This window comes from Mucilaginibacter pedocola, assembly GCF_002013915.1.
In the GTDB taxonomy this organism is placed as follows: Bacteria; Bacteroidota; Bacteroidia; order Sphingobacteriales; family Sphingobacteriaceae; genus Mucilaginibacter; species Mucilaginibacter pedocola.
In genome coordinates this window covers 257,304-271,524 of sequence record NZ_MBTF01000002.1, presented here as the reverse complement: position 1 = coordinate 271,524, position 14,221 = coordinate 257,304, and the positions used below count along the sequence as shown (strand labels likewise).

General features: G+C 48.0%; 12 protein-coding genes. 7 read left to right on the top strand and 5 right to left on the bottom strand.

The window, feature by feature from the left end; genetic code table 11:
• Positions 1–7 precede the first annotated feature (7 nt).
• From BC343_RS05525 to BC343_RS05515, 3 genes are all read left to right on the top strand, one after another.
• The gene (locus BC343_RS05525) at positions 8–886 is read left to right on the top strand and encodes an NAD(P)H-binding protein (protein WP_078346732.1); all 879 of its coding nucleotides are present in this window, start codon (positions 8–10) and stop codon (positions 884–886) included.
• Between the two features lie 135 nt (positions 887–1,021).
• Positions 1,022–2,626 carry a Na+/H+ antiporter gene (locus tag BC343_RS05520; RefSeq protein ID WP_078346731.1) on the top strand — a complete coding sequence of 535 codons (1,605 nt, stop codon included), beginning with the start codon at positions 1,022–1,024 and terminating at the stop codon, positions 2,624–2,626.
• Positions 2,627–2,694: 68 nt separating this feature from the next.
• The gene (locus BC343_RS05515) at positions 2,695–4,122 is read left to right on the top strand and encodes a glucoamylase family protein (protein WP_078346730.1); all 1,428 of its coding nucleotides are present in this window, start codon (positions 2,695–2,697) and stop codon (positions 4,120–4,122) included.
• A 51-nt stretch (positions 4,123–4,173) separates the two neighbouring features.
• Here the strand turns inward: BC343_RS05515 and BC343_RS05510 are convergent, their stop codons facing one another.
• The 3 genes from BC343_RS05510 to BC343_RS05500 all read right to left on the bottom strand — a co-directional run bounded on the left by BC343_RS05510 (position 4,174) and on the right by BC343_RS05500 (position 6,812).
• Positions 4,174–4,569 (bottom strand): ACT domain-containing protein, encoded by a 396-nt coding sequence (locus BC343_RS05510; protein WP_078346729.1) that lies wholly within the window; start codon positions 4,567–4,569, stop codon positions 4,174–4,176.
• 5 nt (positions 4,570–4,574) lie between these two features.
• Positions 4,575–4,895 carry a hypothetical protein gene (locus tag BC343_RS05505; RefSeq protein WP_078346728.1) on the bottom strand — a complete coding sequence of 107 codons (321 nt, stop codon included), beginning with the start codon at positions 4,893–4,895 and terminating at the stop codon, positions 4,575–4,577.
• A 180-nt stretch (positions 4,896–5,075) separates the two neighbouring features.
• Positions 5,076–6,812 (bottom strand): glycoside hydrolase family 13 protein, encoded by a 1,737-nt coding sequence (locus BC343_RS05500; protein ID WP_078346727.1) that lies wholly within the window; start codon positions 6,810–6,812, stop codon positions 5,076–5,078.
• 259 nt (positions 6,813–7,071) lie between these two features.
• On the opposite strand from BC343_RS05500, the gene BC343_RS05495 reads away from it, so the two are divergent.
• A complete protein-coding gene (locus BC343_RS05495; RefSeq protein WP_078346783.1) occupies positions 7,072–8,430 on the top strand; it encodes an MFS transporter in 1,359 nt (452 codons plus the stop codon).
• Positions 8,431–8,458: 28 nt separating this feature from the next.
• Positions 8,459–10,408 carry an amylosucrase gene (locus tag BC343_RS05490; protein WP_078346726.1) on the top strand — a complete coding sequence of 650 codons (1,950 nt, stop codon included), beginning with the start codon at positions 8,459–8,461 and terminating at the stop codon, positions 10,406–10,408.
• Positions 10,409–10,587: 179 nt separating this feature from the next.
• On the opposite strand, the gene BC343_RS05485 is transcribed toward BC343_RS05490, so the two are convergent.
• Positions 10,588–12,696 (bottom strand): alpha-amylase family protein, encoded by a 2,109-nt coding sequence (locus BC343_RS05485; protein WP_078346725.1) that lies wholly within the window; start codon positions 12,694–12,696, stop codon positions 10,588–10,590.
• 153 nt (positions 12,697–12,849) lie between these two features.
• On the opposite strand from BC343_RS05485, the gene BC343_RS05480 reads away from it, so the two are divergent.
• Entirely contained in the window at positions 12,850–13,524 is a 675-nt protein-coding gene (locus BC343_RS05480) for a GNAT family N-acetyltransferase (RefSeq protein ID WP_078346724.1), read from the top strand.
• Positions 13,525–13,532: 8 nt separating this feature from the next.
• Here BC343_RS05480 and BC343_RS05475 read toward each other — a convergent pair whose 3' ends face one another.
• Positions 13,533–13,829, bottom strand: coding sequence for a PH domain-containing protein (locus BC343_RS05475; RefSeq protein WP_078346782.1), 297 nt, complete (start codon positions 13,827–13,829; stop codon positions 13,533–13,535).
• 214 nt (positions 13,830–14,043) lie between these two features.
• Between BC343_RS05475 and BC343_RS30935 the strand changes: the two genes are divergently transcribed.
• The gene (locus tag BC343_RS30935) at positions 14,044–14,190 is read left to right on the top strand and encodes a hypothetical protein (protein ID WP_156088735.1); all 147 of its coding nucleotides are present in this window, start codon (positions 14,044–14,046) and stop codon (positions 14,188–14,190) included.
• Positions 14,191–14,221 lie beyond the last annotated feature (31 nt).

Here is a 14,221-nt window from a genome sequence, read left to right as displayed (position 1 = left end):
TAATACCATGAAAATTACAGTAAAAGGTTCAACCGGGAACATAAGCAAACCACTAACTCAAAAATTGATAGCCGCAGGGCACACCGTAACCGTAGTAAGCAGCAATGCCGATAAAGCAGCAGAAATAGAAGCCCTTGGCGCTATACCTGCAATTGGTAATATTACCGATGTTGATTTTTTAACAACCGCCTTTAGCGGCGCCGATGCCATATACACCATGGTGCCGCCAAACTTTGGCGCAACTAACCTGCGTGCGTATATGAACCAGGCCGGTGAGGCCTATGCACAAGCCATTAAAAACGCAGACGTTAAAAAGGTGGTACAGCTAAGCAGCATTGGCGCGCACCTTGGCGAAGGCGTTGGGCCGATAAAAGGCATACACGATGTGGAGGGTATACTAAGCAAACTTGACGGCGTTAACATCAAATTTGTGCGTGCGCCTTTCTTTTACACCAACTTTTACGGCAATGTGGATATGATAAAACACGCCGGTATCCTCGGCAATAACTACCCGGCAGACGCCCGCCTGATAATGGTGCACCCCAAAGATATTGCCGACGTTATTTTTGAAGAACTACAAAACAACTTCGAGGGCAAAAGCATACGTTACCTGTATAGCGACGAGAGTACCCCCGCCGGTGCCGCCAAAGCCATAGGCCAAGCCATTGGCAAACCCGAACTGCCCTGGGTAGAATTTAACGACGAGCAGGCCTTAGCCGGGTTATTACAGGCGGGCATCCCCGAAGAAATGAGCAAAAACTTTGTAGAGATGGGTACAGCAGTACGCAGCGGCGCTATATGGGAAGATTTTGATGCCCACAAACCCGCACAAAAAAGCGCAATCAGCTTAGAAACCTTCGCCGAAGAATTTGCATCAAGATTCTAAAAAATAGCCAACTCTGCCTTTGCGTTACTTCGCGCATTCTTTGTGGCCTTTGCGGTTAAAAACCACCGCAAGGGCCACTATTTTATTTTCAGCCCATAAACTTTTATCTTACAGGCGAATCAACATCGCCTACACATGCACGAAATTTTATTGCTTTGCCTCGGGCTAATACTCAGCGTTTCTTTTTTAGTGGTACTTGCCAAAAAGCTAAAAGTTGCATATCCCATTTTCCTGGTGATAGCCGGTTTGGGTATCAGTTTCATCCCCGGTATCCCGCCAGTGCATATCGACCCCGACCTGGTTTTCCTGGTTATCCTCCCTCCCGTTTTGTATGATGCTGCACAAAACACCTCATGGAAAGCGCTTTGGAAATGGAGGCGTATAGTTATTGTGCTGGCGCTGGGATTTGTACTACTCACTGCCGGCGCTGTTGCCTGGGTAAGCGTTTTGCTTATCCCCGGTTTTACTTTAGCGCAGGGCTTTTTATTAGGCGCTATCGTTTCCCCGCCCGATGCAGCTGCAGCCACATCGGTATTGCAATTTATAAAACTTCCCAAAGGCATGGTTTCCATCCTCGAGGGCGAAAGCTTGCTGAACGATGCCTCCAGCTTGGTGATATTCCGCTTTGCTTTGGCTGCTATTATTAGCAGTAGCTTTACCTGGTATAATGCCGTGGGCGGCTTTGTGCTGGTTACTATATCAGGTTTAGCCATCGGGCTTTTGTTAGGGCTGGTGCTCTACGCCATTTACCGCTGGCTGCCAACCAATAGTAACCTGGATATTGCCTTTTCGATGGTGTTACCCTACATTATTTACCTTGCTGCCGAAACTGTGCATTCATCGGGCGTATTAGCGGTAGTGAGCGGCGGTTTATTCATATCTTACAAAAACCATTACGTGCTCAACCATAGCAGCCGGCTAAAGGCCAATGCCGTTTGGCCGTCGGTGGTGTTTATTCTCAACGCGGTGGTGTTCTTTCTTATCGGTTTGCAATTGCCCGATATTATTAAGGGCGTTAGCGGTATATCCATGGGCGAGGCTTTTAAAATTGCGCTCATAATTACCGCTGTGGTTATTGTGGTTCGCCTGCTTGCTGCACAGTTTTCGGGCGTGTTTACGGTATTCATCAGCAGGTATATTACCGTTGCCCAGGCAAGGCCGGGCTGGCGCAACCCGGTGGTATTAGGCTGGGCGGGAATGCGCGGCGTGGTGTCGCTGGCTTCGGCACTTTCTATTCCCCTCATGTTGAACGGGCAAGCCTTCCCCAACCGCGACCTTATACTGTTCATCACCTTTGTGCTCATTATTATCACCCTTGTGGTGCAGGGTTTTACACTGCCCTTTGTAATAAGGTGGATAAAACCCTACGGACTCCCCGATGCCAAACCCGACGAGCAGCAGATATTGGAAATTGAATTAAGACTTTACCAAGAGGCCGCAGCCAAAATGGGTAAGGATTACAAAAGCCAAATTGCCGCCAACCGCATGCTGAAAAGCCGCTACGAAATGCTGAAATGCAAGCTGGATATATTTGAAGGCACACCCGATGACGAACAAAAACGCGAGGAAGCCTACCAAATGATGGCCGAGTTTAAGCAGGTGATGATAGCCGTAACCGAACATGAGCGCTGCGCCCTGCACACCTTCCGCGCCAAAGATGACTACGACGATGATGTGATAAACATTATTGAGAACCGGCTCGACCTGGAGGAAGAGCGCTTGCAGGAAGAAGGGGAGTAACGGGCATTTGCATTCGGTTTTATAAACGCTACTTTAGCCCTTTTAAACCAAGCCCCGCTACCCACATCATGAAGAAGATATTTTGCTGCGCAATGGCCTGCTGCGTGCTATTGGCTATTACCGCCTCGGCACAGAAAAAGAAGGCGGCTGTTGCTGAAAAAACATCTATTGCGCCTTTTGGCATCATCCCCAAACTTAGCGACTCGGCGTTGCTGGATGTGGTGCAGCGGCAAACCTTCCGTTTCTTTTGGCATTATGCACACCCGGTTAGCGGGCTTGCCCGCGAGCGGGATAACACGGTAAAAGCCGAATACTATTGGGATTACATTAACGAAGCTTACGACGAACCAAACCTAAGCAAACATACCTTCGGCCCCGAGGCCTGCGCCATTGGCGGTACGGGCATGGGCATTATGGCTACAGTAGTCGCCGTAAACCGCGGCTGGGTAGGGCGCGATACCGCCCTGAAACTCCTTATCAAAATTGCCGATTTCCTGATAAAAGCCGATTGCTACCATGGCATTTACCCGCATTTTATGAACGGCGCCACGGGCAAAACTATTCCGTTCGACCGTGTAGATAACGGTGCCGATATTGTAGAAACATCGTACCTGATGATGGGGATGCTTACGGCCAAGGCATACTTCAATGGAAAAAGCCTGCCCGAACGCTACTTCCAGAAACGGGTGCAGCAAATGTGGGATGCTGCCAACTGGACCTGGCACAGCAACGGCAGCGACAAGTTTTTGTACTGGCACTGGAGCCCAAGCAATGGCTTTGACATGAACTTCCCGGTGTACGGGTACGATGAGGCATTGATAACCTATATCATGTCGGCATCATCGCCAACGCATGCTATCTCTAAAGAGCTTTACGAAAACAGCTGGGTAAAAAGCAGCAGTTGGAAGAATGGCAAAACCTATTACGGCAGCGTATTGCCGCTGGGCAATTTCGACAAAGGCGGGCCGCTTTTCTTTGAGCAATACACCTACATGGGCATCGACCCGAACGGACTAACGGACGACAACGGTATCGATTACGCCGAGCAAACCCGCAATCATACCCTCATTAATCGCGCCTACTGCATCGAAAACCCAAAACACTACAAAGGCTACGGCCCCGAGTGCTGGGGCTTAACCGCAGGCGACAGTTATAAAGGCTACGTAGCCCATTGCCCCGAAGTAGATCTGGGTGTAATACAACCAACCGCAGCCCTATCCTCCTTCCCCTACACGTCCGAATACTCCATGCAAGCCCTGCGGCATTTTTATTATAAATTGGGGGATAAAATATGGGGGCCATACGGTTTTGCAGATGGCTTCAGCGAACAGCGCAACTGGTACGCCAAAACACATTTGGCTATAGACCAGGGGCCGATCGTGGTAATGATAGAGAACTACCGCAGCGGGCTGCTATGGAAACTATTTATGAGCAACCCCGATGTGCAAAAGGGATTGAAAAAGTTGGGGTTTAAGAGTAAGTGGGTGAAGGAGTAGGTTATTGGAACGAGTAATTTTCATGGCTGGTGCGCGCGTGCCGCGCGTTCCTTACCCCCGTTGCAATTCCAATAACGTTTTCATCGCCTTTTCCGCATCTGCATGGGCCACGAAAATATGGTCGTGGTAATAGCCGGCAATCACGTTACAGCTAATGCCCGCTTTAGCAAGTACTGCTGAAAACGCCGCAGTCAAACCAACTGCCTGTAACGAGGAATGTACCGTGAGCGTTATCCACGCAGCCACGTAATCATACTTCAAGTCTAAAGTGTCGGCGGTGGTTTTGCTTACTATGATCGTTATCGCTTCTGCCTCTTTAAAAAAGCAGATAATATCTTCCATAGCAATGCCATCCAAAGCAGCCACAGCGCAAAACACATATTCCCCGGCGTGCAGTTCGGGCGTCATGGCTTTCAGGAGGATTTGTATATCGGTTATTCCGCTCATGCTGTTTAGTACTCAAAAAAACTTAGAGGAAGCATTTCCAATTCGAACCATTTATCATTAATAGTCGACGACCATATACCATTAATATTCGCATCCATACTATAACCATCTTTAGACCTTTTAAATTTTTCTTCTAAATAGCGAAATGCACCGTATCTTAAAGAATCTTCAAGACCCGCATATAGCTCATCAAAAACATCAAGGTAATAAACCGGTAAACCATCCTTAAAAACAAGCCATTGCCCATAGCTATTGTCTCTGAGTTTATACAGGTGCTTTCTGCCGGTCCATGTATAAACGATTATATCTTCAAGAAGTATTTGCATAATTTTTTTGTAGGCTTAACGCCTTGCCGTACCTTCGTTGGTGCGCGCGTGCCGCGCGTTCCCCTATAAGTATATATTATTTCCGCTATAACCTCTAAGATAAGAGACTTGTATACCCCATAGCAACTTTAAATGGAACGCGCTGCACGCGCGCACCAGCGTATATGTCTACAGCCTTGGCTACTTCACCTCATAAACCACCGCCTCATAAGGCTGCAAAGTACCGCTTGCAGATGGCTTAGCATAGTTACTCAATAAAACCGAAGCTTTGCTTATATCCATACCAATATTGTAGGCAGACGCCTTAGCGCGAAAGTTCAGCAGCACCAATAGCTTCTTCCCATTTAGTTCGCGGGTGTAGACATATACATCGGGGTTATCTTCATCCAATAGCGTGTACTTCCCATAAATCAACGCCTCGTTGGCTTTACGCAGCTTTACCGCTTTGCGGAAGTAGTTGAGCGTACTGTTGGCATCTTTTTCCTGCGCGGCGGCGTTAATGGTTTTGTAATTGGGGTTGGCGTTTATCCATGGCGTGCCCGTGCTGAAACCGCCATTAGCTTTAGTGTTCCACTGAAAAGGGGTGCGCCCATTGTCACGGCTTTCGAAACCGATGCGTTTGAGGTATGCGGGTAAGTCGCCGCCGATGCTTTTTTGGCGCTGGTATTCGTTCAGGGTTTGTACATCGCGGTAATCTTCAATTTTGGTGAAGCCGGCGTTGGTCATGCCCAGTTCGTCGCCGTAATAATAATAGGGTGTGCCGCGCATGGTCATTAAAAAGGTCATGAGCATTTTGGCGGATACTGAGCGGAACTCGGGGCTATCGTTACCGTACCGGTTTACCAGGCGAGCCTGGTCGTGATTGGCCAAAAAGATGGATAGCCAGCCATCATCAACAAAGGCACTGTCCCATTTGGTAAAGGTTTGTTTAAATTTTAAAACGCTGTAGCCTTCGGGTTTGGCCAGGTCAACCGCATCAAAGGCGTAAGCCATATTCAGTTCGCGGCGGCGGGCATCAACCAAATTATGCCCGTCTTCAAAAGTGCTGCCGCTGCCTTCAGCAACGCTCATCACATCGTATTTGCTGAGCACTTCACGGTTCATTTCCTGCAGGTAGCCGTGCAAGTTGCCCTGCATGGCGTAATAAGGAACAAAGTTTTTCTCGAAACCCTTCGGGAACATTGGCCAGGTAGTATCCTTCGCCGCGAACTGGAAGGCATCTAACCGGAAACCATCTATTCCCTTATCTGCCCAAAACTTCATAATGCCATATACTTCCTGCCGCAGTTTGGGGTTCTCCCAGTTCAGGTCGGGCTGTTTGCGCGAAAAGTAGTGCAGGTAATAAGCATTGGTGAGGCTATCATATTTCCAGGCATCGTGGTTCACATCGAACAAACTGTAGCGGTAAGGCGGCTTGCCGTCTTCGGCGTTCCACCAGTGGTAGTAGTTGCGGTAGGGGCTGTTGCGCGAGCTTCGGCTTTGCTTGAACCATTCGTGCTCGTCGCTACTGTGGTTCACTACCAGGTCCATCACCAGTTTTAGCCCGCGCTGGTGCATGCCTTTAAGCAGGTCATCAAAATCGGCCATGGTACCAAAATCCTTCATAATGTTGCGGTAATCGCTCACATCGTAACCATTATCATCATTAGGCGAACTGTAAATAGGGTTCAGCCATATCACATTTACGCCAAGGCTTTTAATGTAATCGAGTTTAGAGATGATGCCCTTCAGGTCGCCAATGCCGTCGCCATCGCTATCCATAAAACTGCGGGGGTAAACCTGGTAAACTACGGCTTCTTTCCACCATTTTTTGGCAATAGCATCGTTGCTGCTTACCACTTGTTGGGCGTGGGTGGTGGGAAGCGCAAGGCATAACGTCACAGCACAAAAGCTTATTTGCGCGAATAGCTTTTTCATAAACTTGGTCTTAAATTGGTATGACCAATGTACTTATTTAAATGCCAATTATTTATCTGAATTAGCAACATGCAAAAATTGCACACTGCTTTCTTCCGCTTGTGCGCGCGTTCCCCGAAACACTTTTAATTATTCGGTAAAGACTTGCTGCACAATTTGACCATTGCGATAATTCATACTTTTTAATGCCGATATATTTTATCCTGTAAAAGCTGTTCGTATATTGTTCCAACCAATTAAAACCAACCATACCCCTATTATGGCATTTATTAAACCCAGGCTTAGCTTCTGGCAAATTATCAATATGAATGTTGGCTTCTTCGGCATTCAGTATAGTTTCGGGCTGCAGCAAAGCGCCATTAATCCCCTTTACACTTTCTTACACGCCAAACCCGAGGACCTGCCGCTATTGAATTTGGCGGGACCGATGACAGGCCTGCTCATCCAACCCATTATTGGTGCCCTGAGCGATAAAACCTGGCACCCGCGTTGGGGCAGGCGTAAGCCCTTCTTTTTAATAGGCGCTATATTTTGCAGCCTCTGTTTGTTTGCCTTCCCTTTCAGCAAAACGCTTTGGATGGCTGCGGGCCTGCTGTGGATATTAGATGCTGCCAACAATACCGCCATGGAACCCTACCGCGCTTTTATTGCGGATAAACTGCCCGAGAAACAACGTGCCATGGGTTTCCTTACCCAAAGCTTTTTCACCGGCTTGGGTATTACACTGGCTAACCTGTCATTGGGCTTTTTCCAGAGCATTATTAAGGGAGAAACTACCACAGCTGATGGTCAATCGGGCATCCCTTATTGGGTATTTGGGTCGTTCTTTGTGGGTGGGGTTTGTTCTATTGTTTCGGTAGTATGGTCGGTTTTAACCACGCCCGAGATACCGCCTACCGCCGAAGAACTCGCCGTTTTAAAAGCACACAAGCGTGGGTTATTCGAACCTGCAAAAGAAATTTTCTCGGCTATTAAAGATATGCCCGGTGTGATGTGGAAGCTGGCGCTGGTTTACCTTTTCCAATGGTATGCCATGTTTTGTTACTGGCAATTCGTATCGCTCAGCATAGCCAAATCGGTATTCCATACCACACCAGATGGAGATAAGCAACTGTACGAGCAAGCGGTAGTTTTAACAGGAGAAGTAAATGGCTTTTACAATATCGTAACCTTTTGCTCGGCCTTCGCACTGGTGTGGCTGGCACGTAAGTTCAGCGCCAAATATGTACACATCGCCTGCCTCACCATGGCAGGTTTGGCACTGTTGACCTTTGTACACATTACCGATAAAACACTTTTATTTGCACCTATGGTGGGTTTTGGCGTTGCCTGGGCCAGCATGATGGGTGTACCCTATATTATGGTGGTGGGCAGCATCCCCAAAGAGCGCTACGGCGTTTACATGGGCATTATAAATATGATGATAGTAGTGCCGATGATATTGCAAACGCTTAGCTTTGGCTACGTTTACAAACACCTGCTTGGCGATAACCCGGCAAACGCCATTAGCTTTGCGGGCGTATTGCTGCTGCTTGCCGCACTGGCCACCACCCGCATTAAAAAAGATGTGGTGAACGATACCGATGAGGTAGCCATACCGGTTGGCGGCGGGCACTAATTTTAATGGTTCAACAAAATACGTTACCATGTACAACGCGCATTTACACCGGCTTATTAACGCCGCCGTACAAAAAAACAAGCTGGATATAGCCGGTACCGATAATGCCTTTTACGTACGCCTGCTCACCAGTGCCGATACCATTTACGAACTATACAGCGAGTTATACAGCAAGCATCCCGCAGGCGAAAGCATGTTCGAAGCGCTGATAGACGGGTTAATAAAAACCCACCTTGAGCGTTCGCCCCAACTGAAACAAAAAGACGAAGAGAAAGCCGCGTTGGGCGATTGGTTTTTGAGCAACGATATTACCGGCATGAGCCTATATGTTGACCGCTTTTGCGGCACCCTGAAAAACCTGGGCAACAAGCTGGGCCACTTTGACAAACTGGGCGTAAACTTTTTGCACCTGCTGCCCATATTTGAAAGCCCCGAGGGCGAAAGCGACGGCGGCTATGCTGTGTCTGATTTCCGCAAGGTGGATAAGCGCTTCGGCACCACTAAAGATTTGCAGGGCCTGCAGCAAAAAATGATGGATAACGGCATGTACCTGATGCTGGATATTGTGCTGAACCATACCTCGCACCGCCACCAATGGGCGGAGAAAGCCAAACAGGGCGACGCCAAATACCAGGATTATTTTTACATGTACGATGCCGACAGCCCTATCCCCGCGGCTTTTGAACAGCACATGCCCGAGATATTCCCCGAAAGTTCGCCAGGCAATTTCACCTTTGTGCCCGAATTGGATAAATGGGTAATGAATGTGTTCCACAGCTACCAGTGGGACCTGAATTATACCAACCCAGCTGTTTTGGTGGAGATGGTGGGCAATGTGCTATACTACGCCAATTTGGGGGTCGATATCATCCGTATAGATGCACCGGCCTTTATGTGGAAACAGATAGGCACTAGTTGCCAAAACCTTCCGCAAACCCACAGCCTGTTGCGCCTGATAAAACAATGCGTAACCGTAGCCACGCCTGGCATGGCGGTATTGGGCGAAGCTATTGTTGGCCCGCGCGAAATAATGAAATACTTTGGCACGGGCCTGTTTACTGCCAAAGAGTGCGATTTTGCTTACAATGCTACGCAAATGGCGCTGCAATGGGATATGCTGGCAACGGGCAATACCCGCGTAATGCTGGCGGCTCAACACGAGCTTTCTAAAAAACCCTTAGGGGCATCGTGGATAACCTACACCCGCTGTCATGATGATATTGGGCTGGCTTATGATAATGATATGATAGAGGCGGGTGGTTACGACCCTTACCATCACCGCAAATATTTGTGGGAATACTATTCCGGTAAATTTCCGGGAAGCCCGAGCACTGGCGCTTTATTCTCCATCAACCCCAAAACAGGCGATGCTCGGATAAGCGGCTCGCTGGCTTCGCTTTGCGGGTTAGAGAAAGCTATTAACGATAAAGACAAAACAGCCACCGATACCGCCATTGATAAAATATTGCTGATGCAGGCGCACAGCTTCTTTTTAGGCGGTGTGCCGATGCTTTTTTATGGCGATGAACTGGGTTACACCAACGATTACTCGTACCTAACCGACCCCGGCAAAAGCTACGACAACCGCTGGATGCACCGCCCCGTCATAGATTGGAAGAAAAACAAAAAAGCCGACAAACCCGGCACGCCCGAGCAGCGCATATTCAGCGGCACGCAAAAACTCACCGGCATCCGCCGCAAGCTACCCGTAGTTGCCGACTATAAAAACCTCACCTGGCTAACACCCTACAACACACACGTAGCCGGCTACCTGCGCAAACTGAACGGGCAGCAATTATTCTGCGTTTTCAACTTCAGCGCCGGGGAAGCATTTCTAACATGGTATGCCTTTAGAGAACACAGCAATGATTTAGAAAAGCTTTACGACCATTGGACTGTGCAGGAATTTACCGTTGGCAATAACGAGGAATACCTTGTTATAAAGCCTTACGGGTTTCATTTGCTGGAGGTGGTGTAAGCGAAGTTTATAAAAAATTGTCATTTCGATGAGCAGCGGGGAGGAACGCGCGAGAGGGCGAAGAGAAAACTTGTTAATCTTGCAATGCCATTATGCAAAGCGATAATGCATGGAGTTCATGCATCATCCAACAAGATATCTCGTCGCTTCGCTTTCCTCGATATGACATCGTTTTTTGTTTACCTATTCACCACAACCGCTCCATAGTCCCCAAGCTTATCAACCGTAAAACTCAGCACCCTGTTTTGCCAGCTAAACATTACAGGCTTGCGGTTAGCTAACGAAAACACTTGGCGTGGCTTAAAATCGCAGCGAACTTTTAGTTTGATACCGTACACCGGCAATGGTTCAAAATAACTGGCACCACTAAAACCGGTTAGGTTGATGAGGTGGGTTATTAAACCATCATTGGTAGCGCCCATGCCGGCGGTATTTTTGCCGTAGTGCTGCACAATTACTTCAACCTTTTCTGGGGCGTTGGTAACTACGTCCTGCATGGCTTTAGGGTAAATGCGCTCTATCACATCCAACAAAATGTTCTTGTGCTCCTGGTAACCGTTTTGGTAATACAAGCGGCCAATGTTGAAGGGTAACACCACAGCCGTTCCTTTGCCTGTCTTCTTCAGTGCCATGGCATAGTAACCCGTAGGCTCGTGCCCGCCAATAATTTCGGGCGGGCCGGGGCGGCCTTTGCTGAGGATGGGCAGGTAATGGCTATCGGCAGCAGTAAAGTCGTATTGCGCGAGGTTGAATTTTAACATCAGCATGCGCTGTTGTTTCAGCCTTTTAAATATGGCGGCATTATCGGGCTGCAGGTAATTGCCGCCTCCATCGTATTCTTTAGCAATAACCTTCGCGCCAAAGATATCCAGCAAGGCTTGCGGGTTATCGCTCATGGCGGTATTGGTAGCTATCAGGTTGGTGCCATTGGCTAATGCTTCTTTTAGCACCTTTAAGGCTTCGGGAGTAAGCCCGGTAGTTTCGGGCAGGATAACCAAGCCATAACCTTTTATTTTGTCGGCCTGGTTCTCTATTTGCTCGCTCACAATAATATCAAAAGGGATATGCGCCTCTTTCAGCATCAGTTGTACGCCACGGTACTCCTGCGCTGTTAACCCACCCGGCCAAAGTCCCGGCGCTATCAAAGCCACTTTGGCAATGGACGAGTAGTTGCCGAAATAAGCTTCGTGCTTTTTGTGGAAGCCGTAAACCTTTTTTATCACTTCAAAATTGCGCTCGTCTTCGTAGCCGCGCATATCGCCCATCAGACTAAGGTCTAAGCCTGAGCCATTGGCAATGTTCTCGTACAAACGAATGGCAACCTCGCCCGGTTCTACCGCATTATAGCGCGATTGAAACCCTATCTGCTGGATGCTGGCATTGCTGATGATATGCTTGGGGAAGGAATGTGTAGCGTTATTCACATTGTCCGATGCGGTATACGGCCAATAGGGTACACCATTATTCGCCTGCGATTCGTGGCGGATGATGTCCACATACTTTTCGGTATAAGTGCAAATTGCAATATCCCGGTGTTTCGACCGCACAAGGTCATAAAGCTTTTTGGACCAATCATCGCCGGTAAACTTTTTAAACTCGAGGTACTTCGCAAAGGTTGGGTCGGCGGGGTTTTCTTCTGTTGGCAACGTTAGGCCCTTGCTGTATTCGTAGAAACGTTTTTTATCAGCTTCGTTTTGGTCGATGCCAAGGTATTTGCCCTCGTAAGCATTGTTTACCTGGTAGCCGGGCATGTTTAAAAATATCCCGTCGATAGGGTACATATCCATCACCTCGTTCATAATTTGGAACGCACCCTCCTGTACGTATGGTGCATTGATAGATACCGCATACATATTGGTATTAATGATGCGCTCGCCTTTGGGCGATATATAGCACCAGTCGGGATGTGCCTTAAAAATACTCTCGTGCACGCGGCTAAAATCAAACCTAACAATAACCTTGATACCTTTTTGGTGGCATTTGTTCACTACATCGCCCAGCGTGTTGGGTTTCATGTAGGGGTTGGTGTATTGCAGATCGAGCTTGGTAGGATAAAAAGCCATAATGCCACCTGCATTGATGATAAGCGTATTGGCGGAATAATTTACCAGGTCCGCCACCAGCGAATCGGGGTTCAGCGTCGCTGCTTCGTAATCGGGCAGGTTGGTTTGTATCACCCGCAGGTTGTTATGCTTCCACCAGGCCAGCTTTGCAGGCAGGGTTTTTGTTTGTGCATTCGATTGCAGAGCGTAAACCAGGTATAAAATAATGCAGGTAAGTTTCTTCATGGTTTTATGGTTGATATTCTTGATGCCTGCGGGGGCAGCGGGCGAAGAGTGGCTAATGTAATCATTTATGCCCGCGTCATCGCTATGTCGCCATTTAATTACACGCCGCCCGCTTAACTATCTTTTTGGTAGTATTGCAGCCAGTTTTGTTTTATGGAGCACGTTTTAGATAACCCCGGCTGGAATGCCCTGATATCCGGCAATAGCGATCTGGCAACAGGAGATAACCGCATCAAATATTTTCAACCGGAGGTTTCGCCGTTCATGGGGTTCTGCAATAATGCCGAAGCAGATTTTGATGAGCTGTATCAATTAGCACCCCAAGGCAGGGTGTTCGGCTATATATCAGATGTAGCAACAGCTATCCCTGCCCCGTGGACGGTGCTGGCATCGATAGCATGCCCGCAAATGATACACAATGGCAAGCCCGGAGATATTTTGACGGATAATGTTAGGCTACTTACCGATGCGGATATCCCGCAGATGCTGGCACTCACTAAACTCACCGCCCCCGGCCCCTTTGCCGAACGCACCATCGAATTCGGGCATTACTACGGGATATTCGATGGCGATAAGCTGGTAGCCATGGCGGGCCAGCGCCTTCACATTTTCAATTATGCCGAAATAAGCGCCGTTTGCACCCATCCCGACTACCTCGGCCGCGGCTATGCAAAGCAGCTGCTTCAATTCCATGTGAACCGCATTATAGCGGCCGAAGAGGTGCCGATATTACATGTACGGCACGATAATGCAAGGGCCATAGCCGTTTACGAGAGCCTTGGTTTTGCCACCCGCAAACTCATATACTTCCACATTATAAAAAAGTAGCTGTTGGTTTAACCGTTGCTTCTTGCCCTTCTACGGCCGTTCTCTATGTAATCCTTTATTTCTTCTACATCGTGCTTGGTAAAGCCGTGCGCCTCTACCTTATTGCCGCTGTGGTAAAAGCGAATGGTGGAATAGCCTATCATGGGCGTATCTATCTCCACGGCCGATATGCTTTCGTAAGCAATGGTGGTAGTGTCGCCACTGAACAAGCCGGGTATTTTTATGGTGATGCCGTTCTCTTCGGTATATATCTCGGCAGGGAATACTTTATTGCCTTCCGAAAGGCGCGATGCTGTGTATTTCATAATGTAGTTATCTATGTTTAAAGCCGGAGGCGGCTGATTTAATTTATATTCATTTGTTCTAAAACGCCACGCGCCTGTGTATGTTTTAGCAGACATTAAAATGACGAAAGTCCACGCTTACCGGGATTTTCAACAGTAGTTTGCGTTCTCTAAAATTTGGCATTGTTATTAGTATAGTTAGGTATCTACGAAAAACTAAAACTGACAAACAATTATGAAAACTTCAGTACAAACCACCATCCTGCTAAAAGCATTAGACCTTGAATTGAAAAAGATCATAGACGCTGACCTGCAAAAATTCCGTGCAGAGCAGCAACGTCAAAAAAACTTGTCGTTTATTAAACAACTGCTGGCCGCCTAATAAGCACCGGTTCAATATATATGGTGGTCTC